The organism is Kitasatospora sp. NPDC094015 (genome assembly GCF_040304075.1).
GTDB lineage: Bacteria > Actinomycetota > Actinomycetes > Streptomycetales > Streptomycetaceae > Kitasatospora.
The window spans coordinates 67,835-94,685 of the sequence record NZ_JBEOUL010000021.1; the positions used below are offsets into that span (position 1 = coordinate 67,835).

21 protein-coding genes and 3 tRNA genes are annotated in these 26,851 nt (G+C 74.7%); 8 read left to right on the forward strand and 16 right to left on the reverse strand.

Annotated features, from left to right (window positions below):
• Positions 1 to 46: 46 nt before the first annotated feature.
• On the reverse strand, positions 47 to 514 hold the full coding sequence (locus tag ABT014_RS23400) for a hypothetical protein (protein ID WP_350640979.1): 468 nt from the start codon (positions 512 to 514) through the stop codon (positions 47 to 49).
• Positions 515 to 774: 260 nt separating this feature from the next.
• A tRNA-Ile gene (locus tag ABT014_RS23405) sits at positions 775 to 848 on the reverse strand.
• A gap of 241 nt (positions 849 to 1,089) precedes the next feature.
• Between ABT014_RS23405 and ABT014_RS23410 the strand changes: the two genes are divergently transcribed.
• Positions 1,090 to 1,854: a trypsin-like serine peptidase gene (locus ABT014_RS23410; RefSeq protein ID WP_350640980.1), complete on the forward strand. Its 765-nt coding sequence runs from the start codon at positions 1,090 to 1,092 to the stop codon at positions 1,852 to 1,854.
• A 94-nt stretch (positions 1,855 to 1,948) separates the two neighbouring features.
• On the opposite strand, the gene ABT014_RS23415 is transcribed toward ABT014_RS23410, so the two are convergent.
• Positions 1,949 to 2,021, reverse strand: a tRNA-Asn gene (locus tag ABT014_RS23415).
• Positions 2,022 to 2,054: 33 nt separating this feature from the next.
• Positions 2,055 to 2,130, reverse strand: a tRNA-Asn gene (locus tag ABT014_RS23420).
• A gap of 297 nt (positions 2,131 to 2,427) precedes the next feature.
• Between ABT014_RS23420 and ABT014_RS23425 the strand changes: the two genes are divergently transcribed.
• From ABT014_RS23425 to gad, 3 genes are all read left to right on the forward strand, one after another.
• Positions 2,428 to 2,721 carry a hypothetical protein gene (locus tag ABT014_RS23425; RefSeq protein WP_033822299.1) on the forward strand — a complete coding sequence of 98 codons (294 nt, stop codon included), beginning with the start codon at positions 2,428 to 2,430 and terminating at the stop codon, positions 2,719 to 2,721.
• Between the two features lie 87 nt (positions 2,722 to 2,808).
• A complete protein-coding gene (locus ABT014_RS23430; protein ID WP_350640981.1) occupies positions 2,809 to 4,242 on the forward strand; it encodes an FGGY family carbohydrate kinase in 1,434 nt (477 codons plus the stop codon).
• An 88-nt stretch (positions 4,243 to 4,330) separates the two neighbouring features.
• Positions 4,331 to 5,731 carry a glutamate decarboxylase gene (gene gad, locus ABT014_RS23435; protein ID WP_350640982.1) on the forward strand — a complete coding sequence of 467 codons (1,401 nt, stop codon included), beginning with the start codon at positions 4,331 to 4,333 and terminating at the stop codon, positions 5,729 to 5,731.
• A gap of 22 nt (positions 5,732 to 5,753) precedes the next feature.
• On the opposite strand, the gene ABT014_RS23440 is transcribed toward gad, so the two are convergent.
• The 4 genes from ABT014_RS23440 to ABT014_RS23455 form a co-directional block, all read right to left on the reverse strand.
• Entirely contained in the window at positions 5,754 to 6,905 is a 1,152-nt protein-coding gene (locus ABT014_RS23440; RefSeq protein ID WP_350640984.1) for an RNA polymerase sigma factor, read from the reverse strand.
• Between the two features lie 133 nt (positions 6,906 to 7,038).
• Positions 7,039 to 8,949, reverse strand: coding sequence for a DNA primase (dnaG, locus tag ABT014_RS23445; protein WP_350640985.1), 1,911 nt, complete (start codon positions 8,947 to 8,949; stop codon positions 7,039 to 7,041).
• A 59-nt stretch (positions 8,950 to 9,008) separates the two neighbouring features.
• Positions 9,009 to 10,310 (reverse strand): deoxyguanosinetriphosphate triphosphohydrolase, encoded by a 1,302-nt coding sequence (locus tag ABT014_RS23450; RefSeq protein WP_350640986.1) that lies wholly within the window; start codon positions 10,308 to 10,310, stop codon positions 9,009 to 9,011.
• A gap of 121 nt (positions 10,311 to 10,431) precedes the next feature.
• The gene (locus tag ABT014_RS23455) at positions 10,432 to 11,199 is read right to left on the reverse strand and encodes a sirohydrochlorin chelatase (RefSeq protein ID WP_350640987.1); all 768 of its coding nucleotides are present in this window, start codon (positions 11,197 to 11,199) and stop codon (positions 10,432 to 10,434) included.
• 257 nt (positions 11,200 to 11,456) lie between these two features.
• Between ABT014_RS23455 and nirB the strand changes: the two genes are divergently transcribed.
• A complete protein-coding gene (nirB, locus tag ABT014_RS23460; RefSeq protein WP_350640988.1) occupies positions 11,457 to 14,066 on the forward strand; it encodes a nitrite reductase large subunit NirB in 2,610 nt (869 codons plus the stop codon).
• Positions 14,067 to 14,119: 53 nt separating this feature from the next.
• Positions 14,120 to 14,440, forward strand: a complete 321-nt coding sequence (gene nirD / locus ABT014_RS23465) for a nitrite reductase small subunit NirD (protein ID WP_350641040.1) — start codon at positions 14,120 to 14,122, stop codon at positions 14,438 to 14,440.
• Positions 14,441 to 14,447: 7 nt separating this feature from the next.
• On the opposite strand, the gene ABT014_RS23470 is transcribed toward nirD, so the two are convergent.
• Positions 14,448 to 15,455 (reverse strand): SGNH/GDSL hydrolase family protein, encoded by a 1,008-nt coding sequence (locus tag ABT014_RS23470; protein WP_350640989.1) that lies wholly within the window; start codon positions 15,453 to 15,455, stop codon positions 14,448 to 14,450.
• A 133-nt stretch (positions 15,456 to 15,588) separates the two neighbouring features.
• Positions 15,589 to 16,533 (reverse strand): PAC2 family protein, encoded by a 945-nt coding sequence (locus tag ABT014_RS23475; protein WP_350640990.1) that lies wholly within the window; start codon positions 16,531 to 16,533, stop codon positions 15,589 to 15,591.
• A 686-nt stretch (positions 16,534 to 17,219) separates the two neighbouring features.
• Here ABT014_RS23475 and ABT014_RS23480 point away from each other — a divergent pair.
• On the forward strand, positions 17,220 to 17,939 hold the full coding sequence (locus ABT014_RS23480; RefSeq protein ID WP_350640991.1) for a GNAT family N-acetyltransferase: 720 nt from the start codon (positions 17,220 to 17,222) through the stop codon (positions 17,937 to 17,939).
• 67 nt (positions 17,940 to 18,006) lie between these two features.
• Here the strand turns inward: ABT014_RS23480 and ABT014_RS23485 are convergent, their stop codons facing one another.
• The 6 genes from ABT014_RS23485 to dusB all read right to left on the reverse strand — a co-directional run bounded on the left by ABT014_RS23485 (position 18,007) and on the right by dusB (position 26,085).
• Positions 18,007 to 18,705, reverse strand: a complete 699-nt coding sequence (locus tag ABT014_RS23485) for an MOSC domain-containing protein (protein ID WP_350640992.1) — start codon at positions 18,703 to 18,705, stop codon at positions 18,007 to 18,009.
• A gap of 77 nt (positions 18,706 to 18,782) precedes the next feature.
• On the reverse strand, positions 18,783 to 20,045 hold the full coding sequence (locus ABT014_RS23490) for an ADP-ribosylglycohydrolase family protein (RefSeq protein ID WP_350640993.1): 1,263 nt from the start codon (positions 20,043 to 20,045) through the stop codon (positions 18,783 to 18,785).
• Positions 20,046 to 20,073: 28 nt separating this feature from the next.
• Complete coding sequence (locus ABT014_RS23495; protein WP_350640994.1) at positions 20,074 to 20,916, reverse strand: alpha/beta fold hydrolase; 843 nt, start codon at positions 20,914 to 20,916, stop codon at positions 20,074 to 20,076.
• 82 nt (positions 20,917 to 20,998) lie between these two features.
• Positions 20,999 to 21,445 carry a guanyl-specific ribonuclease gene (locus ABT014_RS23500; RefSeq protein WP_350640995.1) on the reverse strand — a complete coding sequence of 149 codons (447 nt, stop codon included), beginning with the start codon at positions 21,443 to 21,445 and terminating at the stop codon, positions 20,999 to 21,001.
• 196 nt (positions 21,446 to 21,641) lie between these two features.
• Entirely contained in the window at positions 21,642 to 24,368 is a 2,727-nt protein-coding gene (ppdK, locus tag ABT014_RS23505; protein ID WP_502895078.1) for a pyruvate, phosphate dikinase, read from the reverse strand.
• 547 nt (positions 24,369 to 24,915) lie between these two features.
• Positions 24,916 to 26,085 (reverse strand): tRNA dihydrouridine synthase DusB, encoded by a 1,170-nt coding sequence (gene dusB, locus ABT014_RS23510; protein WP_350640997.1) that lies wholly within the window; start codon positions 26,083 to 26,085, stop codon positions 24,916 to 24,918.
• Between the two features lie 176 nt (positions 26,086 to 26,261).
• On the opposite strand from dusB, the gene ybiA reads away from it, so the two are divergent.
• On the forward strand, positions 26,262 to 26,840 hold the full coding sequence (gene ybiA / locus ABT014_RS23515; protein WP_350640998.1) for a riboflavin biosynthesis intermediates N-glycosidase: 579 nt from the start codon (positions 26,262 to 26,264) through the stop codon (positions 26,838 to 26,840).
• The last annotated feature ends 11 nt before the right edge of the window (positions 26,841 to 26,851 follow it).

Consider the following 26,851-nt stretch of genomic DNA (forward strand, 5'->3'; position numbering starts at 1 on the left):
CCGCGACGCGCTCAGCGTTCGGTGCTCAGTGCTCGGTGCTCGGAGCTCAGTGCTCGGTGCCGGTGGCCCAGACCGGCTGCCCCTGGTCGTAGATCACCACGTTGCCGTCGTCCTGCACGACCAGCCGGGCCCCCGGGTGGCCGTACGTGCCCGAGGACCACTCGGCCCGGCCGGCGCCCGAGTACACCACGAAGTTGCCGTCCTGCTGGAACCGCGCCGTCCGACCCCGGCCGGCGGTGCCGGTGGACCAGCGGACCCGCCCGAACTCGTCGTAGATCACCAGGTCGCCGTCGCTCTGCATCAGCAGCATCGCGCGGGCCGAACGGATCGACCGGCCGGGCTCCAACTCGAACACGGCGCCCAGCTCCTGATCGGCCCGCAGGCTGCGGCCCGGGCCCCGCTCGGCCCCGGCAGCGGCCGGCACCGGCCCGAAGAGGGCCAGCGGGAGCGCGGCGAGCACGACCACCGAGGCGGCCAGGGAGCGGACGGACGGACGCGGGCCACGGGCAGCCATGGACACCCCTTCGGGGTCGGCGAGGACGGACACGTCCAAGCGTGCACAGCACCCGATATCCGGACAATCAGCCACAAGGGTGGCCGGTTTCCCCACCCGGCCATCGGCTGCGGACGGTGGGCCCGCCGGGTGAATCACGGCGTGGCGCGGCGCTCGGGCCCTCGGCCCTGCTCTACAGTCGCCGGTAGACGATCAGGCCGTCCGCGGCCCGTCCCAGGGCCGGCGGGGCTCCCGGCCGGCCCGGCGGCAGGTGGTGAAGGTGGGGCGGGTGGGACTCGAACCCACGACCAAGGGATTATGAGTCCCCTGCTCTAACCGGCTGAGCTACCGCCCCCGATTCGACCGGCTGGCGCTCCGACACGTCGGCGGCCCCAGCAGCAGACGGCCCCTCAGGGCCGTCCCCGGCAGCATAGCCGGTCGATCACCTGCGGTGCGCGCCGGGGGCGCAACCGGGTTGCGCCCCCACGGGCCGGGCTCCACCACCCGCCTGGCGGACCGGCAGCCCCGGCTGGTAGATCTTGCTCCCGGGACCGCCGGCGGGCGGACCGGCACGGCACGGGAGCACGGGGAGCGGGATGGGCCGGACGGATCGGACGCTGCGGCGGGCGCTGCTCCCGGCCACCCTGCTGCTGGCCGCGCAGCTCGCCACCGGCTGCGGCTCGGACCCCGACCCGGCCACCCGCGCCGCCCCCGGGCCGGCCGCCCGTACCGTGCCGGTCGAGGCCACCGACGGACGGATCGGGGTGCTCCTGCTGGGCGAGCTGACCGGCCCCCGGATGTGCACCGCGAGCGTGGTCGACAGCCCCCGGCGGAACCTGCTGGTCACCGCGGCCCACTGCGTGCAGAGCGCCGAGCGCGGCAGCTTCGACGACCTGGTGTTCGCCCCCGGCTACCGGGAGGGCCGCGCGCCCTACGGCGTCTGGCCGGTCGACACGGTCACCGTGGACCCGCGCTGGGTCGCGAGCGAGGACCCGGACTACGACGTGGCCTTCCTCACCGTGGACGAGGTGGACGGCCTGCGGATCCAGGACCGGCTCGGCGCGTACCGGCCCGGCTTCGGTCTCGGCTTCGACCTCCCGGTCACGGTCACCGGCTACCCGCACGGCAGCGGCGCGCCGGTCACCTGCTCCGCCCGGACCACCGCGCAGAGCGCCACCCAGGAGCGCTTCGCCTGCTCCGGCTACACCGTCGGCACCAGCGGGAGCCCCTGGCTCACCGCCGCGGGCGAGCTGATCGGCGTGATCGGCGGCTACCAGGAGGGCGGGGACACCGACGCGATCTCCTACAGCGTCGCCTTCGACCAGCGGGTGGCCAACCTCTACCACCGGGCCGCCGACTGACCGTCAGGCCCGCGGCCCGGCCCGGGAAACACGAAAGCCCCCCGGTCGGCCGGGGGGCCCTCGCTCTGCACCGATCGTCTCCGTGGAGGCGAAGCTCCCCCAATTGGACTCGAACCAATAACCTGCCGATTAACAGTCGGCTGCTCTGCCAATTGAGCTATGGGGGATCGCACAGCGGGACGGACCTCGAGGGACCGTCCTGGCTCCCCCAATTGGACTCGAACCAATAACCTGCCGATTAACAGTCGGCTGCTCTGCCAATTGAGCTATGGGGGATCGATCTTGCTTCCGCCCCGGATCCCTCCGGGCCTTCGGCGCTCGCTGCGGGACATACATTAGCGCACTCAGGGGGGTGTTCCGCCAATCGCTTTCCGCCGGCCCCCGGCCGTACCCCGACCCGTGCCGCCGGGGGCGGCCCGGTCGGCGCGCCCCGCGCGCGCCCCGGCGGCCCGGCGGGGATGCTGGTGGTCGGCGGGGCGGCCGGACCGGGCCCGCCACCGGCCGGGTGGTTGGCCACCCGGGACGCCGGGTAGGGCAATGCGGCAAAGACCGCGACGAAGGGTGGAGCCGAGCATGTGGAAACTGACGTTGATCGTGGGCGTCGGGGTCGGATACGTCCTGGGCGCCCGAGCCGGCCGGCAGCGGTACGAGCAGCTGGCCGGCGCGGCCCGACAGTTCTCCCAGAACCCCAAGGTGCAGGACGCCGCCGGCAAGGCCAAGCAGCAGGCGGGCGCGGTGGCCGGGCGGGCCGCCGGCGCGGTGGCCGACCGGGTCGGCGAGAAGCTCCCCGACTCGGTCACCGACCGGGTGCCGTACTTCGCCCGGCGGCAGTCGGCGGACGACAGCTGGGGCACCTTCCGGCCGTGACCCGGCCCTGGCCGGATCCCGTACCGAGTGGGCAACACTTGCCACGGGCGGCAGCACCGTGGCCGCCCGCTGCGGCATGATCTCGGTATGGCCATCGTCGCGGGCATCGACAGCTCCACCACTCGCACCAGGATCGTCGCGTGCGACTCCGACACCGGCGCCGTCCTGCGCACCGGGAAGGCGCCCCATCCGCTGCCCGACGGTGTCGATGCCCGCACCACCGAGGTCGACCCGCAGACCTGGCTGCACTCGCTCGGCGACGCGGCCGCCGGCGGCCTGCTGGAGGGGGTCCGGGCGATCGGCGTCTGCGCGCAGCAGCACGGGCTGATCGGGCTGGACGCGGGCGGGGTGCTGGTCCGCCCGGCCCTGCTGTGGAACGACCCCCGCTCGGCCGGCGCCGCCGCCGCGCTGCTGGACGCGCTCGGCGGCGCCGGGCCGTGGGTGGAGGCGATCGCGGCGGTGCCCGCGCCCACGTACACCATCGCCAAGCTGCGCTGGCTGGCCGAGTTCGAACCGGCCTCGGCCAAGCGGATCGCCGAGGTGCTGCTGCCGCACGACTGGCTGGTCTCGCAGCTGCTCGGCAGCCCCAAGCGGCGCACCACCGACCGCGGTGACGCCTCCGGCACCGGGTACTGGTCGCCGATCACCGGCGAGTACCGGCAGGACCTGATCAAGCTGGCGATCGGCCACGAGCTGCGGGTGCCGGACGTGCTCGGCCCGGCCGAGCCCGCCGGGCACACCCCGGAGGGCCTGCTGATCTCGGCCGGCACCGGGGACAACATGGCCGCCGCGCTCGGGCTCGGGCTCGGCATCGGCGACGCGGTGGTCTCGCTCGGCGGCAACGGCACCATCTTCGCGGTGCACGACCGGGCGGTGGTCGACCCGACCGGCCTGATCTCCTCCTTCGCCGACGCCACCGGGCGCCACCTGCCGATGGTCGGCACCCTCAACGCGGCCCAGGTGCTGCGTTCCACCGCCACCGTGCTCGGCACCGACCTGGAGGGCCTGAGCGACCTGGCCCTGCAGTCCTCCCCCGGCGCGTACGGGCTGGTGCTGCTGCCCTACCTGGACGGCGAGCGCACCCCCAAGCTGCCGCACGCCGCCGGGACGCTGACCGGGCTGCGGATGGAGTCGATGGCCCCGCAGCACTTCGCCCGGGCCGCGGTCGAGGGCATGCTCTGCAACATCGCGGACGCGGTCGACGTGCTGCGCTCGCACGGGGTCGCGGTGCGCCGGATCTTCCTGCTCGGCGCGGCCGGGCGGCTCGGCGCCGTCCGGGAGATCGCCCCGCTGGTCTTCGGCGTGCCCGTGGTGATACCGCCTCCGGGCGACCACGCGGCCCGGGGCGTCGCCCGGCAGGCCGCCTGGGCGCTGGCCGGCACCCCGGAGCCGCCGCACTGGGAGCTGCCCGAGGTGACCACGCTCGCCCCCGACCAGGAGCACGACCTGGCCGTCGGCGGCGCGGTGCGCCAGCAGTACGCCGCGGTGCGCGACCAGGTGCACCCGGAGGCCAAGGACTGAGACCGCTCCCCCGGGCGCGGGCGCCGGACGTGCGGCGCCCGCCCGGCGGTGGCAGCGTGGGAGGTCCCGGTCGGCGAAAGGGATCCCGATGGCACTCCACCAAGGTGACGGCAGCGAGCGGCGGCTGTCGGTCAGTCCGCTGCACGGCCTGATCGACCCGCTCGGTTCGATGGGCGTGGCACCACCCGTGCACCGGCTGGCGGACGGCCCGGTGATGCCACCGGTGGCGTACCAGCTGATCCACGACGAGCTGATGCTCGACGGCAACGCCAAGCTCAACCTGGCCACCTTCGTGACCACCCAGATGGACGAGTACGCGGACCGGCTGATGGGCGAGTGCCGCGACAAGAACATGATCGACAAGGACGAGTACCCGCAGACCGCCGAGCTGGAGCGGCGCTGCGTGGCGATCCTGGCCGACCTGTGGCACGCACCCGACCCGGACAGCGCGGTCGGCTGCTCGACCACCGGCTCCAGCGAGGCCTGCATGCTGGCCGGGCTGGCGCTCAAGCGGCGCTGGATGCGGCGCAACCCGGACCGCTACGCGGCCGGCGTGCGGCCGAACCTGGTGATGGGCATCAACGTCCAGGTGTGCTGGGACAAGTTCTGCAACTTCTGGGAGGTCGAGCCGCGGCTGGTGCCGATGTCCGGCGAGCGCTACCACCTGGACGCCGAGCAGGCCCTCGCCCACTGCGACGAGGACACCATCGGCGTGGTCGGCATCCTCGGCTCCACCTTCGACGGCTCCTACGAGCCGATCGCGGAGATCTGCGCGGCGCTGGACGACCTCCAGGAGCGCACCGGCCTGGACATCCCGGTGCACGTGGACGGCGCCTCCGGCGGCATGGTGGCGCCCTTCCTGGACCCGGAGCTGGCCTGGGACTTCCGGCTGCCCCGGGTGGCCTCGATCAACACCTCCGGGCACAAGTTCGGCCTGGTCTACCCGGGCGTCGGCTGGGCGCTGTGGCGCGACAAGGAGGCGCTGCCGGAGGAGCTGGTCTTCAAGGTCAACTACCTCGGCGGCGACATGCCGACCTTCGCGCTCAACTTCTCCCGGCCCGGCGCCGAGGTGGTCGCCCAGTACTACGCCTTCCTGCGGCTGGGCCGGGACGGCTTCCGGATGGTCCAGCAGGCCTGCCGGGACGTCGCCACCTACCTGTCCGGCGAGATCGAGAAGCTCGGCTTCCGGTTGCTGACCAGGGGCGACCAGCTGCCGGTGTTCGCCTTCACCACGGCCGGCGAGGACTACTACGACGTGTTCGACGTCTCCCGCCGGCTGAGCGAGCGGGGCTGGCAGGTGCCCGCGTACACCTTCCCGGACGAGCGGACCGACCTGTCGGTGCTGCGGGTGGTCTGCCGCAACGGCTTCTCCCGCGACCTGGCGGACCTACTGCTCGGCGACCTCACCCGGCTGATGCCCGAGCTGCGCAACCAGCCGGCGCCGCTGCGCACCCTGGGGGTCGAGGCGCGGTCGGCCTTCCACCACTGAGCGGCGCCGCCACCGGGCGGGGTCAGTCGAGGTAGCCGCGGAGCTGGTCGGCGCAGGCGTGCGCGCGCAGCTTGGCCAGCGTCTTCGCCTCGATCTGGCGGATCCGCTCCCGGGTGACGCCGAACAGCCGGCCGATCTCCTCCAAGGTCCGGGGCAGGCCGTCGTCCAGCCCGTAGCGGAGCTGGACGATCTGCCGTTCGCGCTCGCCGAGGGTGTCCAGCACCGCCTCCAGGTGCTGGCGCAGCAGCAGGAAGGCGGCGCTCTCCACCGGGGAGGCGGCGTCCGCGTCCTCGATCAGGTCGCCGAGCGCCACGTCCTCCTCGGCGCCGACCGGGGTGTGCAGCGAGACCGGCTCCTGGGCCAGCCGGAGCACCTCGCGGACCCGCTCCGGCGGGAGCTGGAGGGCCTGGCCGACCTCGGCGGCGGTCGGCTCGTGGCCGCACTCCTGGATCATGGCCCGCTGCACCCGCAGCACCCGGTTGATCAGTTCGACGACGTGGACCGGCACCCGGATGGTGCGGGCCTGGTCGGCCAGCGCCCGGCTCATCGCCTGCCGGATCCACCAGGTGGCGTAGGTCGAGAACTTGTAGCCGCGGGTGTAGTCGAACTTCTCGACCGCGCGGATCAGGCCGACGTTGCCCTCCTGGATCAGGTCGAGCAGGGTCAGCCCGCGGCCGACGTAGCGCTTGGCGACCGAGACCACCAGCCGGAGGTTGGCCTCGATCAGCCGGCGCTTGGCCATCCGGCCGAGCACCACCAGCCGGTCCAGCTCGTCGGCGAGGGCGGGCCCGTCGGCGGCCCGGTCGAGCGCCTCCTCGGCGAACAGGCCGGCCTCGATCTGGCGGGCCAGCTCGACCTCCTCGACGGCGGTGAGCAGGCGGACCCGGCCGATCTCGCGCAGGTACTGGCGGAGCAGGTCGGCGGCGGGGCCGGTGCCCTCGTCCAGCCGGTCGGCGGCGGTCCGGGGCTCGTCGGGCGCCTCCTCGAACGCGGGGGCCTCAAGCGCGGGCTCCTCGAACGCGGGGGCCTCAAGCGCCGGCCCGGCGGGCAGCTGCCCCGGCGGGCCGAACTCCTCGGCGGCCGGCGGGCCGGGCTGGGCCGGCACCCTCGGCCCGGCGGCGGGCCCGGGCGCGGTGGCCAGGGGCGGGCGGACGGCGGCGAGCTCCACGGGCATCCCTCCAGGGCCGTGGCGGCGCTGGGGGGAGGCGCCGCACCACAGGAGTGGGATACCCAGCGCGGCGCCGTACGCCACCCGTGGCGGGCGACGGAGTGCGGGCGGGCGCCGCGCGGCCGGGGTGCGGGAGCGGTCAGAGGGCGGCGGCGCCGCGTGAGCGCAGCTGCTGGGCGTACTGCTGGAGGGCCCACAACTCGCTCTGCACCGCGTGCAGTTCCTCGGGGGTGGCGCGGCTGCCGAGCCGCTGGAGGTGGGCCCGGGCCTCGTTGATCCGGCGGTCGACGGCCTGCAGGCGCAGCTTCACCAGGAACTCGCCGGCGTAGATCTCGTCGGCCTTGCGGCGGGAGCGGATCGGCTCGACGGTGAGCTCGGTGACCAGGCCGCGGACCTGGTCGTCCGGGCAGGTCTCGCGGACGGTGGCGGTGAAGTCGGGCAGCGCCGCCCCGTACGCGGCTCCGCCGGCCTGGCCGATGGCGCGGCGGACGGCGGCGTACGGCGGGGTCGGGAACTCGTCCTCGCCGTACTGGTCGAAGGCCGGGCTGACCAGCTCGGGGTGCTGGAGGGCGAGCTTGAGCAGCTCGCGCTCGACGAACTGGGCCGGGTCGCGCGGGTTCAGCCGCAGGGCCGGGCGCGGGGCCGGGGCGGGCTGCGCGGACTGCGCCGGATCGGGCCGGCGGGCGGGGCGCTGGCCGTTCTGCTGGTTGTCGCGCTGCCAGCGGGCGAGCTGGCCGATCCGGCGGACCACGAACTGCTCGTCCAGGATGCCCAGCATGCCGGCCAGCTGGACGGCGTACTCGTGCTGGATCGACCGGTCCTTGATCCGCACGATGATCCCGGCGGCCTCCTCCAGGGCGGCCGCCCGGCCCTCGGCGCTGTCCACCCGGTGCCGGGCGACCGCCGAGCGCAGCGCGAACTCGAACAGCGGGACGGGGTGCTCGATCAGCTCGCGGACGGCCTCGTCGCCCTTGGCCAGCCGCAGGTCGCACGGGTCCATGCCGCCGGGGGTGATCGCGATGGAGGTGCGCGCGGCGAACTTCTGGTCGTCCTCGAAGGCGCGCAGGGCGGCCTTCTGGCCGGCCGCGTCGCCGTCGAAGGTGAAGACGGTCTCGCCGCGGTAGGCGGAGGTGTCCATCAGCAGCCGGCGGATGATCTTGACGTGGTCCTCGCCGAACGCGGTGCCGCAGGTGGCGACTGCGGTGGTGACCCCGGCGAGGTGACAGGCCATCACGTCGGTGTAGCCCTCGACCACCACCGCCCGGCCGGACTTGGCGATCTCCTTGCGGGCCAGGTCGATGCCGTAGAGCACCTGGGACTTCTTGTAGAGCGGCGTCTCGGGGGTGTTCAGGTACTTGGGGCCGGTGTCGTCCTCGCGCAGCCGGCGGGCGCCGAAGCCGACCACCTCGCCGCCGGAGTCCCGGATCGGCCAGACCAGCCGGCCGCGGAAGCGGTCGATCAGGCCGCCGCGCTGGCCCTGCGAGGCGAGGCCGCCGAGCAGGATCTCCTTGTCGCTGAAGCCCTTGCCGCGCAGGTAGCGCACCAGGTGCTCCCAGCCCGCCGGCGCGTAGCCGACCCCGAAGTGCTGGGCGGCGGCCTCGTCGAAGCCCCGCTCGGCCAGGAAGCGGCGGCCGATCTCGGCCTCCGGCGAGCCCAGCTGCTCCTGGAACCAGGCGGAGGCCACCTTGTGCGCCTCGACCAGCCTGGTCCGCTCGCCCTGCTGGTGGCGGGGCGAGTAGCCGCCCTCCTCGTACCGCAGGGTGATGCCGGCCTGGGCGGCCATCCGCTCCACGGCCTCGGCGAACGAGCAGTGCTCGATCTTCATCAGGAACGAGATGGTGTCGCCGCTCTCGCCGCAGCCGAAGCAGTGGTAGACGCCCTTGCCCGGGTGGACGTAGAAGGAGGCGGACTTCTCGTCGTGGAACGGGCAGACGCCCTTGAGCTGGGCCCCGCCCCCGCTGGTCAGCTGGACGTAGTCGCCGACGACCGCGTCGATGGGCAGCGCGTTGCGCACCGCCTGCACGTCTTCGTCCCTGATCCGACCGGCCACCCTGGAAGTTTACGCACCCGCGGGGCCGGGTCCGGGCCGGGGCGGGAGCGGGCGCCCGATCAGTCGGGCACCTTCTCCACCAGCCGCCGGTGCAGGGCGAAGGCCGAGGCGTCGGTCAGGGTGGCGATCTGGTCGACCACCGCGCGCAGCGCGGCGCAGTCGTCCTCGGCCTCCTCGTGCAGGGCGGCGAAGACCGGGTCCAGACCGTACGGCGCGCTGCGGTTCAGCGCCTCGGCCAGCTCGGCGATCACGATCCGCTGGCGGGTGCGCAGCTGCGCCTGCTCGTCGCGCTGCATCACGTAGCGGACGGCGACCGCCTTGAGCACCGCGCACTCCTGCCGGACGTCGGAGGGCACGACCAGCTCGGCCGCGTACCGGGTGAGCGGGCCGGGGCCGTAGCGGGCCCGGGTGGCCTGCTCGGCGGCCTGGCAGAAGCGGCCGATCAGCTGGCTGGTGAGGTCCTTGAGCCCGGCCCGGGCTCGGGCCGAGCCGTCGTAGGTGCGGGGCCACCACTCCTGCGCCTGGAGGCGGTCCAGCGCCTCGGCCAGCTCGGTGGAGGACGCCTCGGGGGCGTACCGCCCGGCGATCTCGAACAGTTCGGCGCGCTCCTCGGCGGAGTGCAGCGCTGCCGGGTCGATGTGGCCGGCCTGCAGGCCGTCCTCGACGTCGTGGGTGGAGTAGGCGACGTCGTCCGACCAGTCCATCACCGTCGCCTCGAAGCACTTGCGGCCCTCGGGGGCGCCGGTCCGCAGCCAGCGGAAGACCGGCAGGTCGTCGGCGTAGACGCCGTACTTGGTGGAGGCCGGGTCGGTGGGGTGGCCGCCGCGCGCCCACGGGTACTTGGTGGCGGCGTCCAGCGCGGCCCGGCTGAGGTTGAGGCCGACGCTGCGGCCGGGCCAGGGGGCGAGCCGGGCCGGGGCCTCGTCGAACGGGGCGAACCGCTTGGGCTCCAGCCGGGTGAGGATCCGCAGCGACTGGGCGTTGCCCTCGAAACCGCCGCAGGCCTGCGCGGCCTGGTCGAGCGCCTCCTCGCCGGTGTGCCCGAACGGCGGGTGGCCGATGTCGTGGGCCAGGCAGCCCGCCTCCACCAGGTCCGGGTCGCAGCCGAGCGCCGCGCCGAGCTCGCGGCCGACCTGCGCGCACTCCAGCGAGTGGGTCAGTCTGGTCCGGGAGAAGTCGGCCCGCATCGGGGCGACGACCTGGGTGGTGCCGGCCAGCCGGCGCAGCGCCGCGGAGTGCAGCACCCGGGCGCGGTCGCGCTGGAAGGCGGTGCGGCCGGGTCGCTTGTCCGGTTCGGGCACCCAACGGGCCTCGGCCTGCGGGTCGTACGGGGCGGTGCGGTGCGGTGCGGTGTCGTCCATATGACTGTCACCGTACGCCCGCCCCCGGACATCGTGCCGGTGCGCCGCGCTTTCGGGCCGGCGTGCGGGCGGTGAACGGTCGGGGCCGGCCGGGGCGGCGGGCGCCGGGCCTGCCGGGCCGTCAGCGGGCGGCGGACAGCCGGGCGGCGGCCGTCCAGCGGGCCAGCACCAGGCGGACCAGCAGCGGGTGGGCGCCGAGCGGGGCGGCGGCCGGGCCGTCCCAGGCGTCGGCCGCGATCCGGGCGAACTCCCCCGGCGCCGTGAAGTAGGCCGCCACCGCCACCGGGCCGCCGTGCTCGCGGGCCAGCCGGGCCGCCGTCTCGGCCACCCGCGGTCCGGCGCCGGTCACGTACCCCGGCCGCACCGGGACCCCCAGCCGGGCGGCGAGCAGCGCGGCCTGCGCCTCGGTGTCCAGCGCCGCCCGCCCGTCCCGGGAGCCGGCCGCGGCCAGCACCACCGGGCCGGCCCCGGGCCCGACCCCGGCCTGCGCCAGGCGGTGCGCGAGCAGGTCGGCGAGCAGCGGATCGGGGCCGAGCGGGGGCGCCACCACGCCGTCGAGGTGCGAGGCCGCGGCCAGCGCGGCGGGCAGGTCGACGTTGACGTGGTGGCCGCGGCCGAGCAGCAGCGGCACCAGCACGGCCGGGCCGGCGAGGCCGGCCAGCACTTCGGGCAGCAGCGGGGCGTTCAGCCCGAGGTGGGCCTGGCGGACGTCGAGCTCCGGGCGGGCCGCGGCCACCATCGCCGCCAGCCGGCCGACCTCGGCGGCCGCGGTCCGGTCCCGGGAGCCGTGGGCGACCAGCACCAGGGCGGGCCGGCGGGCGGCGGGCGTGCACCGGGAGCGGCGGCGCGGGCCGGGCGGGGCGAGCTGGGCGAGCGGGGCGAGGGTCATGGCAGCCAGCTTCGAGGACGGCCGTTTCGCCGCCGTTGCCCTCCCGTCACGACCGGTTTCCCGGATCTCACAGCACCGGCCGGGCGGCGATGAGCCGGGCCACCAGGTGGGCTCACAGCCGGCCCGCGCGGGCACTGAGGGCGAAGTTCCGCTCGCGAAACAGACCGGCCCCGGCCGGGTAACACCCGGCGCGGATGCTCGCTGCACTGCTCCACCGCCCGGACCGCCCGGAGCACCACCACCGGAGGGACTCCCCTATGACCACCCCCAAGCCCACGCTGGTCCTGGTCGGGTACGGCATGGTCGGCCACCGTTTCCTGGAGGCCCTGGCCGAGACCGGCGCCGCCGACCGCTACCGGGTCGTCGTGCTCGCCGAGGAGCCGAGGCCGGCCTACGACCGGGTCGCCCTCAGCTCGTACTTCGCCGGCCGCACGCCCGAGCAGCTGCTGCTCGCCGAGGAGGGGTTCACCGACCGGCACGGCTACCAGGTGCACCTGTCCTCGCCGGTCACCGCTGTCGACCGGGCCGCCCGGACCGTCACCACCGCCGCCGGGCACCGGCTGCGCTACGACACGCTGGTGCTGGCCACCGGCTCGTACCCGTTCGTACCGCCGGTGCCGGGCCGGGACGCCGAGGGCTGCTTCGTCTACCGGACCATCGAGGACCTGCAGGCCATCGAGGCGTACGCGGCCGGGCGGACGGTCGGCGCGGTGGTCGGCGGCGGGCTGCTCGGGCTGGAGGCGGCCGGTGCGCTGCGCGGCCTCGGGCTGGAGACCCACGTGGTGGAGTTCGCCCCGCGGCTGATGCCCGTCCAGGTGGACGAGGGCGGCGGCGCTGCGCTGCGGCGCACCGTCGAGGGGATGGGGGTGGTGGTGCACACCGGGGTCGGCACCACGGCCGTCGAGGTCTCCGGGGGCCGGGCGACCGGGATGGCCTTCACCGACGGCAGCCGGCTGGACACCGGCCTGGTGGTCTTCTCGGCCGGTGTGCGCCCGCGCGACGCGCTGGCCCGGGAGTGCGGCCTCGCGGTCGGCGAGCGCGGCGGGATCGCCGTGGACGAGCTGTGCCGCACCTCGGACCCGGACGTCTTCGCCATCGGCGAGTGCGCGCTGGCCGCGGACGGCCGGGTCTACGGCCTGGTCGCGCCCGGCTACGAGATGGCCCGCACGGTCGCCCAGCAGCTGGCCCGGCAGGCCGTGCAGCCGTTCACCGGGGCCGACCTGTCGACCAAGCTGAAGCTGCTCGGGGTCGACGTGGCCAGCTTCGGCGACGCCTTCGCCACCACCCCCGGCGCGCTGGAGGTGGTGTACTCCGACGCCCGCGCCGGCCTCTACCGCAAGCTCGTGGTCACCCCCGAGGGCGCGCTGCTCGGCGGCATCCTGGTCGGCGACGCGGAGTCCTACGCCACGCTGCGCCCGCTGGCCGGGACGGGCGACCCGCTGCCGGTGCCCGCCGAGTCCCTGGTGCTGCCGGCGGGCCTGGGGGCGGCGCCCGTCCGGCTGGGCAGCGCGGCGCTGCCCGACCAGGCCATGGTCTGCAACTGCCACAACGTCACCAAGGGCGCGGTGCGGGCGGCCGTGACCGAGCACGGCTGCGGCAGCGTCCCCGAGGTCAAGGCGTGCACCAAGGCCGGCAGCGGCTGCGGGTCCTGCGTCAAGCTGCTGGGCACGGTGGTGGACGAGGAGCTGGCGGCCGCCGGAGTCGAGGTCGACCGCGGCCTGTGCCCCTGCTTCGGGCAGACCCGCGCGGAGCTGTACGAGATCGTCCGGGTCAAGCGGATCGGCACCCACCGCCGGCTGCTCGCCGAGCACGGCCGGCTGGGCGGCGAGGGCTGCGAGGTGTGCAAGCCGACCGTGGCCTCGGTGCTCGCCTCGCTGGCGCCCGAACTGGCGGCGGTCTCCGGGCACATCCTGGACGACGAGCAGGGCGCGCTCCAGGACACCAACGACCACTTCCTGGCCAACCTCCAGCGCAACGGCTCGTACTCGGTGGTGCCGCGGATCCCGGGCGGCGAGATCACCCCGGAGAAGCTGATCGTGATCGGCGAGGTGGCCCGCGACTTCGGGCTCTACACCAAGATCACCGGCGGTCAGCGGATCGACCTGTTCGGCGCCCGGGTGGACCAGCTGCCGCTGATCTGGCACCGGCTGGTGGCGGCCGGCTTCGAGTCCGGCCACGCCTACGGCAAGTCGCTGCGCACGGTGAAGTCCTGCGTCGGCTCCACCTGGTGCCGCTACGGCGTGCAGGACTCGGTCGCCATGGCGATCCGGCTGGAGCTGCGCTACCGCGGCCTGCGCAGCCCGCACAAGCTCAAGTCGGCGGTCTCCGGCTGCGCCCGGGAGTGCGCGGAGGCCCGGGGCAAGGACTTCGGGGTGATCGCCACCTCCAACGGCTGGAACCTCTACGTCGGCGGCAACGGCGGCGCCACCCCCCGGCACGCCGACCTGCTCGCCCAGGACCTGGACGACGAGCAGCTGATCCGGCTCACCGACCGCTTCCTGATGTTCTACATCCGCACCGCCGACCGGCTGGAGCGGACCTCCGCCTGGCTGGAGCGGATCGAGGGCGGGCTCGACCACGTCCGGGCCGTGGTGGTGGAGGACAGCCTGGGCATCGCGGCCGACCTGGAGGCCCTGATGGCCCGGCACGTGACCGGCTACGAGGACGAGTGGGCCGCCACCCTGGCCGACCCGCAGCGCGCGGCCCGGTTCGTCTCCTTCGTCAACGCGCCCGGGGTGCCCGACCCGAGCATCCGCTTCACCCCCGAACGCGACCAGCTCAAGCCCGACCTGACCGTGCTCACCACGGAGGACGAGCTGCTCGCCGCCCTCGCCCGCCGCACCCCCGTCCTGGAGGCCTCACGTTGACCGGCACCGCGCTCGACACTCGTACTGGTAGCGGCAGCGGCACCGGCGGGCGGATCGAGGTGCTGGCCGGCCGGAGCTGGGCCCCGGTCTGCGACCTGCACCGGCTCGTCCCCGGCCGCGGAGTCGCCGTACTGCTGCCGGACGGCCGGCAGGCCGCCGTCTTCCGGGACAGCCGGGACACCGTGTACGCGGTCGCCAACCGCGACCCGTTCACCGGCGCGTACGTGCTCTCCCGGGGGCTGCTCGGGGCCACCGCCGACGGCCGGGTGTACGTCGCCTCGCCGCTCCTCAAGCAGCGCTTCGACCTGCTGACCGGGGAGTGCCTGGACGATCCGGCGGTACGGATCGCCGTCCACCCGGCCCGGGTGGGCTGAGCGGGCGTCAGGAGGCGGTGGCCGCCGCCAGCACGGCCGCGGCCATCCCCGCCTCCCCCGCCGTGTTGGGGTGCAGCGCGGCCAGCCCGGGCGCCGGCATCGGCGGCTCGACCCAGCGCTCGGCCTCGCCGGCGCACATGTCGTGGCCGGCCGACGGCGCGTAGGTGTCCACGAAGCGGGCCCCGGCGCCCTCCGCGGCCTGCCGCAGCACCGCGTTGAGCCGCTGCTGCTCGCGGCCGAGGAAGGCCAGGTCGCCCGGCGCCACGCCGGACCCGAGGGTGGCCGTGCAGGCCGCCGGATCGGCCGGCAGCAGCGCCGGGTACCCGACGACCAGCACGGTGGCCCGCGGGGCCCGCTGCCGGATCGCCGCGACCGCCTCGGTCACCTTCGGGCCGGTCGCCTCGATCCGGCGCCCGACCTGGTCGGTGCCGTCCGCGGCGGTGTAGTACTCCTGGCAGGGCGCTCCGGCGGTCGCCCCGGAGGCCGCGGGTGACCCGGTCAGCGCCGAGGCCACCGCGTGCTTGGCGCTCTCCAGCGCGCACCGCCCGAGCACGTCCATCAGGCCGGCGTCGTTGCCGCCGATCCCGAGGGTGACCAGCCGGGTGTCCGCGGTGAGCGCGTCCAGTTGCGGCGGGTTGGCGCCGCCGGAGGTCTGCTGGGCCGCCGCCAGGTCCGCCGTGCGGGCGCCGCTGCAGCTGACGTCCCGGAAGTCCGGGCCGGCCAGCCCGAGCCGGGCCGCCACCAGCGAGGGGTAGTTCGCCCCGGACCGGGCGCAGCCCTTCGGGGTGCCCTGCTGCGGCGGCACCTGGAGGCCCGAGGTGTAGGAGTCGCCGAGCGCCGCGTACGGCCCGGCGGGGCGGGCGGACGGCGTGGGCGCGGGGGTGGTGACGGGGGTTGTCACGGCCGCGGGAGCGGTGGCCGCCGGTGCCGGGGCGCCGGAGCCGCCGCCCGCGCAGCCGGCCAGTGCCAGCGGCCCGGCCAGGGCGCACACCGCTGCGGCACGCCTGAGATCCACACCCATCACTCCCCCGGGGTCGGGCCGTCATCGTAAGCGACGGACGGCCCGTCCCCCGGGCGTCCTGGCCGCACAACGAGCCGGGGCCGGGAATCGATCCCGGCCCCGGCTGCGATCCCGCGCGGTGTCGCGGTCAGTCCGCGCCGCGCTCGTGCTCGGCCAGGAACTCCTCGAAGCGCCGGCCCAGCTCGTCCGCGGAGGGGAGGTCGGCGCTCTGCGCCAGCAGGCTCTCCCGGTCCTCGGCGCCGGCCACCGCGTCGTACTGGCCCTCCATGCCCCGGATGGCGGAGCGCAGCTCGCCGTCGCCCTGGGTCAGCTGGTCCTCGATCTCGGCGTAGACCTCGTCCACCCGGACCCGCAGCTCGCTGCCGGGGAGCACCAGGCCGGTGGCCGACTGGACCGCCTCCAGGATCACCACGGCGGCGGCCGGGTAGGCCGAGCGGGCGATGTAGTGCGGCACGTGGACGGCGAACCCGAGCACGTCGTGGCCGGACTCGCCGAGCCGGTACTCCAGCAGCGCCTGGGCGCTGCCCGGCACCTGGGCCTGCTCGAACCACTTCGGGTACCCGGGCGCCAGGTCGAGCCGGTTGCCGTGCGGGGTCACCCCGACCGGGCGGGTGTGCGGCACGCCCATCGGGATGCCGTGGAAGTCGACCGACAGCCGGACCTCGAACTCCTCGATCAGGCCGCGCACGGCCGCCGCGAACAGCTCCCACTCGGTGTCCGGCTCCGGGCCGGTGAGCACCAGGAACGGCGCGCCGGTGGAGTCGTGCGCCAGCTGGAGCAGGATCTCCGGCGGGTCGTAGTCCGTCCAGGTCTCCTTGTCGAAGGTCATCGCGGGGCGGCGGGCCCGGTAGTCGACCAGGCGGTCGTGGTCGAACCTGGCGACCACCTGGGGGCGGCCCTGCTCCAGCAGGTGCGCCACGACCTGACCGCCGGCCTCGCCCGCGTCCATGAAGCCCTCGAAGTGGTACAGCAGTACCAGGCCGGTCTCGGCCTCCGCGGCCGCGTCGCGGGCGGCGGCCACCCCGGCCACGCCCAGCGGCTCCAGCCGGTACAGCTCCTTGGGATCACGCACGGTGCACCCAACCCCGTTCCGTCTCGTCGTGTCACCGGGCCGGCCCTGCTGGGCCCGCCCACGGCGGAGCGGCCTGTCACGGCCCGGCCCACCTGCTTCAGTCCAGCGTGCCCGGGGCCGTCGGCATTCCCGTCGCGCCCGCCGTCTTCGCGCTGTCCCCGGAATCTTCTCACCTCTCCGGAAAACCGCAGGTCGGAGCCTTCGAAGCGGCTGCGGACGGCCCGTTCCGGGCGGGCGGCGGCGATCGCGCGCCCCCGTTCGCGCGATGCGAGGTGACGCACCGGCTCCGGGCGGGTATCGTCCTCTCGCTGCCTCGCATCGTCGCGTCGTCGCCACGCCGTTCGTCACGTCGTGGGCCACGACCCGGTCCGGTGCTCGGCCAGCCACTCCTCCCGCACCTTGCCTTCACCTGGCCGCCTGCTTCCTTCGCGCTCTCGTTCCTCCTTCGGCCATCTCGCGGACGCACACTGTCCCCTCGCTCGTCCCGCCGGCCCGGCTCCGTCGATCCGACGCCGTTCCGGCACCGCGCTGCCCGCTTCCGGGCCGCCGGCACCGCCGTACGTCCGCGTTCCGGACGGCGCGGCGGCCGCGGCGGCCGTACCCGGAGCCGGGGCGAAAAGACCACTGCCCTCGTGCCGTACCCCGGCTTGACGGGCCCCTCCGAACGCCGAAGGACCGAAGGATCCGTGCCCGTACCCGTCACCCTCTACGGCCGCACCGTGCGGCTGGAGCCCCTCGCCGAGCACCACGCCGCGGCCCTGGCCGAGGCCGGCGCCGAGGACCGTACGACCTACGCCTTCACCCCTGTTCCGCACGGCCTGGAAGCCGCCCGGGAGTACGTCGCCCGTGCCCTGGCCGACCAGGCGGCGGGCCGGTCGCTGCCCTTCGCGACGGTGAACACCGCCGACGACCGGGTGGTCGGCTCGACCCGCTTCCTGGAACTGGACTACTGGCAGGGGCCGCTGGTCTGGCCGCCGGTCCCCGGCGTGCCGCACGGTGATCCGCTGCTGGCCGTGCCGGACGCCGCCGAGATCGGGAACACCTGGCTCTCGCCGCGCGCCCAGGGCACCGGCATCAACACCGAGGCCAAGCTGCTGATGCTGCGGCACGCCTTCGAGACCTGGGGCGTGCGGCGGATCTCGCTGCGCGCGGACGCCCGCAACAGCCGCTCGCGCACCGCGATCGAGCGACTGGGCGCCACCTGCGAAGGGGTCCGCCGGGCCCACTCGCGGGGCCTGGACGGCGAGGTCCGCAGCACCGCGTTCTACTCCATCCTGGACGAGGAGTGGGAGGCCGTCCGCGACATCATCGAGCTGCGGATCGCGGCCGCCACCTCGCCGAGCGCGCCGGACCCGGCGCTCAACCAGGAGTGTCTTAGACACGGCGGCCCACTGATCGCGGCCTGACCGCGCACCGGCGGCGGTCCGGTCCCCGTCCCCACCCGGGGCGGGGACGGACCGCCGCCGTCCGCGCTCAGGCGTCGGCCTCCCACACCTGCGCGTCGTAGGGCGGCGCCCCGCCGGTGCGCTTGCGGGCCAGCTCGCGGGTCTCCTCGGGGAGCGCCTCCAGGTCGACCAGCCGGGTGAGCAGCTGAGCGTCCGTCATCAGGGCCCGGAAGCACAGCTCGACGCTGACGCCGTGGTCGGGCCGGTGCTCCACGGTGACCCGGTCGCCGGCCCGGATCTCGCCCGGCTCGACGATCCGCAGGTAGGCGCCGGGCCGGGCGCCGTGCGCGAAGCGCTTGACCCAGCCGCGCTCGTCCAGCCAGCGGGCGAAGGTCGAGCACGGGATGCGCGGCGAGGACACCTCCAGCAGCACCTGGTCACCGATCCGCCAGCGCTCGCCGATCAGCGCGCCGTCCACGTCCAGGCCGGTGGTGGTGAGGTTCTCCCCGAAGCAGCCGCCGGCCAGCTCGCGGCCGAGGCTGCGCTCCCAGTGGTCCAGGCTCTCCCGGGCGTAGGCGTAGACGGCCTGGTCGTCGCCGCCGTGGTTGCGGGTGTCGAAGATGCTGTCACCGACCAGGCCGCTGCCGCGCGCGGCGCTCTTCGGCCCCGGCGGGCGCAGCTCCACCGGGTGGTCGACCGGGCGCTTGTCGATCCCGGTGGACGCGGTCGCGGGCTTCGCCGGGTTCGGTCGGGGGTGGGCGAGGTTGACGGAGAGCAGATGTGCCATACCCGCAGCCTAGGACCGCCCGGACGGCGGTCGGTGCCGCTCCCGGCCGAATCACCCGGCCGGGAGCGGCGCCGCCGTCAGAGCAGCGCGAGCAGCCGCGCCACCAGCGGCGCTCCCTCGCCGTCGTGGTGCCGGGGATGGGCCTCGACCACGGCCGAGACCGGCCGCCAGCCGCCGTCCGGGCCGGGCAGCGGCTCCACCGTGATCTCGGCGAGGGCGGGGCCGGTGGCGGGCACGGTCGTTCGGGGAGCCGGGCCGGTCGCGAGGTGCACGTGGAGCACGCCTTCGGCGGTGTGGGTGGCCAGCCGGCCGGCCGCGGCCGGGGGCAGCAGTCCGGAGCGGATCCGCTGCCAGTGCTCCTCGCTCCAGCGGACCGGGGGGACGGGGGCGGGCCGGGGCAGCTGGATCGGGCACCGCGGCACCGGCGCCGCCGCGACGCTGCCCGGGGCCGGGGTGGCCCAGTCCGGGAGCGGTTCGCGGGCCGCCAGCCAGCCGGCGGGGATGCCTGCGGTGCCGGTGCGGGCGGCGACCACGCCGCCGACGATCGCGGCGGTGGTGTCCACGTCGCCGCCCGCGCCGATGGTCTCCCAGATCGCGGTCGGGTAGTCGGTGAGGCGCCGCGCCGCGACCCAGAGCGCGAACGGGACGGTGTCGGCGGCGCTGACCCGGGAGCCGTTGCCGAGCACCCGGGCGGCGGAGAGCGGGTCCGCCCCGGTCAGCCGCAGCGCCTCGGCGATCCCCCGCCGGACGGCGCCCGGCGGGGTCAGCGCGGCGACGGCGGCCAGGAAGCGTTCCGGCGAGGTCGGTTCGGTCCTGGCCCGGACGGCGTAGGCGGCGGCCACCGCGACGGCGATCGCACCGTCGACGGCCTGCGGGTGGGTGTGGGTGATCACCGCCGTGTCGGCGGCCGGCCGCACCACCCCCGCCGGGTCGGCCGCGTGCGCGGCACCCAGCGGGGCGACCCGCATCGCGGCGCCGTTGCCGTAGGAGCCCCGGCCGTCGAACAGCGCGGCCGCCAGTCGGGGTGCGTCGCCGCCCTCCCGGACCAGCCGGAGCAGGCGGTTCGCCGCCGGACCGTACCCGCGGTCGAAGTCGTGGCGCCGGGCGAAGGCGTGGGTGAGGTCGAAGGTGTCGATGCCGCCGCGTTCGGTCCGGGCGGCGTGCACCGAGCAGGCCATCTCGGTGTCGTCGGTCCACGGCCAGGGCCCGGGCGGGGCCTGACGGCGGTTCAGCAGGTCACGGTGGTCGGGGAGGAAGAACTGGGCGCCGAGCGCGTCGCCGACCGAGAGGCCGTGCAGGGAGTCCAGGGCGGGAGGGGTGCTGGTCGGTAGGGATGTCATCGAGCAGGGATCCTCCCACCCACCGGGCTCAGCCGCCGAGGAATTCCGTGACGGTGCGCACGAAGCCGTCGGCGTCGTCCAGCCAGGGGTAGTGGCCCCCGCCGGGCTGGGTCCGGTGCACGCCCCGCGGGAAGGCCTCGGTGAACTCGGCGGCCCGGTGCGGGGGCGGGCCGCCGTCGAGTTCGCCGGAGAGCACCAGGACGGGCGCCGCGAGCCCGGCCAGGCCAGCCCGGGTGGCGGCCGGGTCGAAGGCGCCGGGCGCCCGGAACATGGGGGCGGCCGCCAGGTTGCGCTGCTCCGGGGCGGAGGCGGCGTGCGCCTGGGCCGCCGCGTCCCAGCGGCCGTAGTAGAGCGGCTGGAGGGCGGCCCACTCGTCGTCCGTGGGCGTGCCGACCAGGGCCGTCTCCAGGGCGGCGAGCGCGGCCGGGCCCCAGACCGGGTTGCCGCGGCGGCGGACGGACTCCCGCAGGTCCTCGGGGTCGGCGTCCAGGCCCACCACGGCGGTGGCCGGGGTGATCAGGGCGAGCCGGCCGAGCCGGTGCGGGTGCTCGGCGGCGTACCGGGTGGCCAGGCCGGCGCCGGCCGAGTGGGCGAGCAGGTCGATCCGTTCCAGGCCGAGGTGGACGCGCAGCGCCTCGACGTCGGCGACCTGGCGGTCGCAGCGGTAGCCGGCCGGGTCGGCCGAGTGCCCGGAGCGTCCGGTGCCGCGCAGGTCGAGCAGGACCAGGGTGCGGTGCGCGGCGAGGCCGCCGAGGTCGCCGAGGTACGCGGCGGCGCGCATCGGGCCACCGGGCAGGCAGATCAGCGGTTCGCCGCGGCCGATCCGGCGGTAGGCGAGGGTGGTGCCGTCCTGAGCGGTGAAGGTGGGCATGGCCATGATCCTCGCGACCGGGGAGGCGGGGCGCAAGGACGCCGGGCAGGGCGCGCGGGCGCGGCGCCCGCCGGCGGGCGGCTCAGCACCGGACGTCGATCTCCTGGAACGAGCCGTAGTGGTCGGCGGTCCAGTACCGCTCGCCGGCCGAGCCGGTGATCACCCGGCGCTCGCCCCGGTCCGCCGAGCCGGGGGTGACCACGGTGTACTCGCGGTAGTAGCCGCCGCGCTGCCGGGGCAGCCGGTGCTCCCGGTTCTGGAACTCGGTGCCGTCGGCGCGGTACGGGTACGGGCCGCCGGCGGCGATCAGCGCCAGCGTGGCCGCGGCCTGCGGCGGGAGCCGGGAGCGGCAGACGTCCGCGAGGGCCGGGTCGCTCGGCACCCAGCCGGCGGCCGCCCCGGTCCCGGGCGGCGCGGTGGGCGCGGTGGTCACCGCGGTCGCGGTCGTGGCAGGGCCGGAGTCGCACCCGGTCAGGGCGCCGAGGGCGCCGGCGAGGAGCAGCAGGACGGGGAGCAGGCGGCCGCGCATCCGCCCAGCTTGCCCCGGCGGTGACCCGCCCGGGGCCCGAAACGCCGCCGGGGCGGGCCCGGACGCCATTGTCCGTGCCCGCCCCGACTGCTCACGTACGGCGGCTCTCCTGCGCCGAGCTCCGCCGTACGCCCCTCCCCGGATGGAGGGGGTGCGGTCAGCGATGGGACCGCGCCTGCGGGGGGTCGCCCTCCCGTCAGCGCGAGTCGCTGCCCGCCGTCTCGAGGGCGGCGCGGCCTGCCTCCAGGCGCGCCACCGGGATCCGGAAGGGGGAGCAGGACACGTAGTCGAGCCCCACCTCGTGGAAGAAGTGCACCGAGTCCGGGTCACCGCCGTGCTCGCCGCAGACCCCGAGCTTGAGGTCCGGGCGGGTGGCCCGGCCGGCCTCGGCGGCCAGCTTGACCAGCGCGCCGACGCCGTCCCGGTCGATGGTCTCGAACGGGCTGACGCCGAAGATGCCCTTCTCCAGGTAGGCCGTGAAGAACGAGGCCTCCACGTCGTCCCGGGAGAAGCCCCAGACCGTCTGGGTCAGGTCGTTGGTGCCGAAGGAGAAGAACTCCGCGGCCTCCGCGATCTGCCCCGCGGTCAGTGCGGCGCGCGGCAACTCGATCATGGTGCCCAGCTTGATGTCCAACGACACCCCGGTCGAGGAGCAGACCTCGGCCAGCACCCGCTCGCACTCGTCGCGGACCAGCTCCAGCTCCTGGACGGTGCCGACCAGCGGGATCATCACCTCGGGGCGCGGGTCGCCGCCGGCCAGCTTGCGCTCGGCCGCGGCCTCGGCGATCGCCCGGACCTGCATCCCGAACAGGCCGGGGATGACCAGGCCGAGACGGACACCGCGCAGGCCCAGCATCGGGTTCTGCTCGTGCAGCTTGTGCACGGCCTGGAGCAGCCGCAGGTCGTTCTCGTTCGGGTCCTTGCGGGCCTCGGCGAGGGCGACGCGCACCGACAGCTCGGTGATGTCGGGGAGGAACTCGTGCAGCGGCGGGTCGAGCAGCCGGACGGTGACCGGGAGGCCGTCCATCGACTGGAACAGCTCGAGGAAGTCGCCCTTCTGCAGCGGCAGCAGCGAGCTGAGCGCGGTCTCGCGGTCCTTGTCGTTGTCGGCCAGGATCAGGTGCTCGACCTCCTTGCGCCGCTCCTCGCCGAGGAACATGTGCTCGGTGCGGCACAGGCCGATGCCCTGGGCGCCGTAGCGGCGGGCGCGGTTCGCGTCCTCGGCGTTGTCGGCGTTGGCGCGCACCGCGAGCCGGCGGCGGACGTCGGCGTGCGCCATCAGCCGGTGCACGGCCTGGACCAGCCCGCCCTGGACGTCGGCGCCGGCGTGCAGGGTGCCCTCGAAGTACTCGACCACCGGGGACGGCAGCACCGGGACCTCGCCCAGGTAGACCTTGCCGTTCGCGCCGTCGATGGAGACCACGTCGCCCTCGTGCACGACCTGGCCGCCGGAGGTGGTGAACTTGCGGTTCTTGGTGTCCACCTCCAGCTCCTCGGCGCCGCAGACACAGGTCTTGCCCATGCCGCGGGCGACCACGGCCGCGTGCGAGGTCTTGCCGCCGCGCGAGGTCAGGATGCCCTCGGCCGCGATCATGCCTTCCAGGTCGTCCGGGTTGGTCTCCCGGCGGACCAGGATGACCTTCTCGCCGGAGCGCGACCACTTGACGGCGGTGTAGGAGTCGAAGACCACCCGGCCGACCGCGGCGCCGGGCGAGGCGGCGATGCCCCAGGCGACCGGCTTGGTCTCGGCGGTGGGCGCGAAGCGCGGGAACATCAGCTGGGCCAGCTGGCCGCCGGTGACCCGGTGCAGCGCCTCGTCCAGGTCGATCAGGCCCTGGTCGACCAGCTGGACGGCGATCCGGAAGGCGGCCGCGGCGGTGCGCTTGCCGATCCGGGTCTGCAGCATCCAGAGCTTGCCGCGCTCGATGGTGAACTCGATGTCGCACAGGTCCCGGTAGTGCGTCTCCAGGGTCTGCATGATCGACATCAGCTCGTCGTACGACTTCTTGTCGAGCTGCTCGAGGTCGGCGAGCTGCAGGGTGTTGCGGATGCCCGCGACGACGTCCTCGCCCTGGGCGTTCTGCAGGTAGTCGCCGTAGACGCCCTGGGTGCCGGTGGAGGGGTCGCGGGTGAACGCGACACCGGTGCCCGAGTCCTCGCCGAGGTTGCCGAACACCATCGAGCAGACGTTGACGGCGGTGCCCAGGTCGTTCGGGATGCGCTCCTGGCGGCGGTACAGCCGGGCCCGGTCGCCGTTCCAGGAGTGGAAGACGGCGTGGATGGCCAGGTCGAGCTGCTCGCGGGGCTCCTGCGGGAACGCGCGGCCGGTCTCCCGGAGCACGATCTGCTTGAAGGTCTCGACCAGCACCTGGAGGTCCTCGGCGGTGAGGTCGAGGTCGTTGGCGGTGCCCTTGGTGTGCTTGAGCTCGTCCAGCGCGTCCTCGAACAGCTCGCCCTCGACGCCCAGCACGGTCTTGCCGAACATCTGGACCAGGCGGCGGTAGGAGTCCCAGGCGAAGCGCGCGTTGCCGGACTGGGCGACCAGGCCGACCACCGAGGCGTCGGAGAGCCCGATGTTGAGGACGGTGTCCATCATGCCGGGCATCGAGAACTTGGCACCGGAGCGGACGGACACCAGCAGCGGGTTGTCGGCCTGGCCGAGCTGCTTGCCCATCTCGGCCTCGAGGGCCACCAGGTGCCGGCTGATCTCGTCGTTGAGCGAACCCGGCTCGCTGCCCGTCTCCAGGAAGACCTTGCAGGCCTCGGTGGTGATGGTGAACCCCGGAGGGACGGGGAGGCCAAGGTTGGTCATCTCGGCGAGGTTCGCACCCTTCCCGCCAAGAAGGTCCTTGAGGTCCTTGTTTCCTTCGGTGAAGGAGTAAACAAACTTCTGCTGGGACGGCACGGGTCGGTCTCCTCGCACACGGTGGCCCTGACGCCGCAGAACATACCCATTTCGAAGGTGGTGTCGCGCCCCCGACATGACGTACGCGCCTCGGGATGCTCGGCGACCCGACAGATCGAAAGCCCGTCAGGAGGTTTGCCTCTGTTGGTGAAATCGTCCGGCTGACGCTAGCGATGCTTCAAGAAGTGAACACATGGAAACGCCAAGATCACATGAACCGGACAGAGCGTGATGGTTCGCGGACAGCCGCGTTGCACCGGCTTGATTTCCTGCAACCAGCCGCACCGATCCGCCGCGGAACCCCTTCGGGAAGCGATTCACACCCGCTCACCCCGCCGGAGACACCTGACCGAGCGTCAACGGCCACGATATGTGGCAAGCGTCACGGGCGCATCTCAGCCGACAGGCGTAGCACGACTGCGCCATTCGTGGCATTGCGTGAGGATCCGGCCGCTCAGCGTGAGTGAAATCTGCCTCAAAGGAGCCCTCTTGGCCAGGTTGTCCAAGAGGGCCGGGCCGAGGCGGCCTGCGTGCCACCTCGGCCAATTTCGACAGCGTGTAGGGGTCAGCCGCCGGAGGTGTCCGATTCGGCGTCATGGCTGGGCAGCGCGCAGTCGTACGGATCGTCCAACCAGCCTTCGGGGAGGACAACGCGATTGTTGCCACTCGTCCGCCCGCGCGGCCCGTCGGCGCCCGCCGGCCACAGTTGTGCCTGGTCAACCTGGTCGAGGGTGCCGCGCAGCTCGGCCAGCGAGCTCGAGTTGGCCAGGCGCACCCGCAGCTCGGAGCCGACCGAGAAGCCCTTGGTGTACCAGGCGACGTGCTTTCGGAAGTCGACCACACCGCGGGCCTCGTCCCCCATCCACTCGCCGAGCAGCTGGGCGTGCCGGACCATCGACCGGGCCACGTCCGCGAAGGCCGGGCGGGCCTGGTCCTGCGCGCCCTCGAAGATCGAGACCAGGTCCTTGAACAGCCACGGCCGGCCCAGGCAGCCGCGGCCGACCACCACGCCGTCGCAGCCGGTCTCCCGCATCATCCGGACCGCGTCGCCGGCCGACCAGATGTCACCGTTGCCGAGCACCGGGATGCCGGCCGGGACGGCTTCGCGCAGCCGGGCGATGGCCGACCAGTCGGCGGTGCCGCCGTAGTGCTGGGCGGCCGTGCGGCCGTGCAGGGCGATCGCCGAGACCCCTTCCTCCGCGCCGATCCGGCCGGCGTCCAGGTAGGTGAGGTGGGTGTCGTCGATGCCCTTGCGCATCTTCATGGTCACCGGCAGCCCGCCCGCGCCCGCCACCGCCTCGCGCAGGATCTCCCGCAGCAGGTTCCGCTTGTAGGGGAGCGCGGAGCCGCCGCCCTTGCGGGTCACCTTGGGGACCGGGCAGCCGAAGTTGAGGTCGATGTGGTCGGCCAGGCCCTCGTCCGCGATCATGCGGGCGGCCTTGCCGACGGTCACCGGGTCCACCCCGTAGAGCTGGATCGACCGGGGCTTCTCGCTCGGGTCGAAGTGGATCAGCTGCATGGTCTTGGCGTTGCGCTCCACCAGGGCCCGGGTCGTGATCATCTCGGACACGAACAGGCCGCGTCCGCCGCTCTGCTCACGGCACAGGGTGCGGAAGGGCGCGTTGGTGATGCCCGCCATCGGGGCAAGCACGACGGGGGGCCAGACCTGCATCGGGCCGATGTTCAGCGGCGCGAACTCGGTGGCGGCCGGGGCGGGGTCGGGCGTGGTGGTCATGCGCGGCAAGTCCTCAGGGGGAGGGGTTCGAGACTCTCCATTGTCCCCCACCCGCGGATCGGCCCGGCCGGGTCACCGTCCGTGACCACCCGGAGCGCTCCGGGACGGCCCGGGAGGGCCGGGTGGCACGGTCATCCGGGGGGACCGCCGTCGGTGGCGGGTGGCACGATGGCGGCATGACGACCGTGCATCCCTCCTCCCCCACCGACGCCCGCACCCGCGAGGAGCTCAGCGCCCTGGTGCGGGCCGGCGCGCGGCCCAAGTACCTGCTGTTCTGGGGCCACCGGCCGGAGCGCGACGGCAGCGTGGGAGCCGGTGCGCTGAGCCAGTGGTGGCCGGCCGGGTTCACCGTCGACGGGGACCACTACCCGACGGCCGAGCACTGGATGATGGCCGGCAAGGCCCGGCTGTTCGGGGACGAGGAGATCGTCCCGCGGATCCTGGCGGCCCGTACGCCCGCCGAGGCCAAGAAGCTCGGGCGGCTGGTGCGGGGCTTCGATGAGCCGCGCTGGGCCGCCGAGCGGTTCGACCTGGTGGTACGGGGCAACGTCGCCAAGTTCGGGGCCGACGAGGAGTTGCGCGGCTACCTGCTGGGCACCTCGGGCCGGGTGCTGGTCGAGGCCAGCCCGCTGGACCGGCTCTGGGGGATCGGCCTGGCCGCCGACGCCGAGGGGGCGGTGGATCCGCTGCGCTGGCGCGGGCTCAACCTGCTCGGCTTCGCCCTGATGGAGGCCCGGGCCCGGCTCGCCGGCTGACCCGCCTATCC

Coding starts and splice junctions, on each gene's coding strand:
- ABT014_RS23485 (WP_350640992.1), bottom strand. CDS start 18,705: ATGGCACATCTGCTCTCCGTCAACCTCGCCCACCCCCGACCGAACCCG.
- ABT014_RS23410 (WP_350640980.1), top strand. CDS start 1,090: ATGGGCCGGACGGATCGGACGCTGCGGCGGGCGCTGCTCCCGGCCACC.
- ABT014_RS23425 (WP_033822299.1), top strand. CDS start 2,428: ATGTGGAAACTGACGTTGATCGTGGGCGTCGGGGTCGGATACGTCCTG.
- gad (WP_350640982.1), top strand. CDS start 4,331: ATGGCACTCCACCAAGGTGACGGCAGCGAGCGGCGGCTGTCGGTCAGT.
- ABT014_RS23495 (WP_350640994.1), bottom strand. CDS start 20,916: ATGCCCACCTTCACCGCTCAGGACGGCACCACCCTCGCCTACCGCCGG.
- dusB (WP_350640997.1), bottom strand. CDS start 26,085: ATGACCACCACGCCCGACCCCGCCCCGGCCGCCACCGAGTTCGCGCCG.
- ABT014_RS23440 (WP_350640984.1), bottom strand. CDS start 6,905: ATGCCCGTGGAGCTCGCCGCCGTCCGCCCGCCCCTGGCCACCGCGCCC.
- ABT014_RS23400 (WP_350640979.1), bottom strand. CDS start 514: ATGGCTGCCCGTGGCCCGCGTCCGTCCGTCCGCTCCCTGGCCGCCTCG.
- nirB (WP_350640988.1), top strand. CDS start 11,457: ATGACCACCCCCAAGCCCACGCTGGTCCTGGTCGGGTACGGCATGGTC.
- ABT014_RS23450 (WP_350640986.1), bottom strand. CDS start 10,310: ATGGACGACACCGCACCGCACCGCACCGCCCCGTACGACCCGCAGGCC.
- ABT014_RS23500 (WP_350640995.1), bottom strand. CDS start 21,445: ATGCGCGGCCGCCTGCTCCCCGTCCTGCTGCTCCTCGCCGGCGCCCTC.
- ABT014_RS23430 (WP_350640981.1), top strand. CDS start 2,809: ATGGCCATCGTCGCGGGCATCGACAGCTCCACCACTCGCACCAGGATC.
- ABT014_RS23455 (WP_350640987.1), bottom strand. CDS start 11,199: ATGACCCTCGCCCCGCTCGCCCAGCTCGCCCCGCCCGGCCCGCGCCGC.
- ybiA (WP_350640998.1), top strand. CDS start 26,262: ATGACGACCGTGCATCCCTCCTCCCCCACCGACGCCCGCACCCGCGAG.
- ABT014_RS23490 (WP_350640993.1), bottom strand. CDS start 20,045: ATGACATCCCTACCGACCAGCACCCCTCCCGCCCTGGACTCCCTGCAC.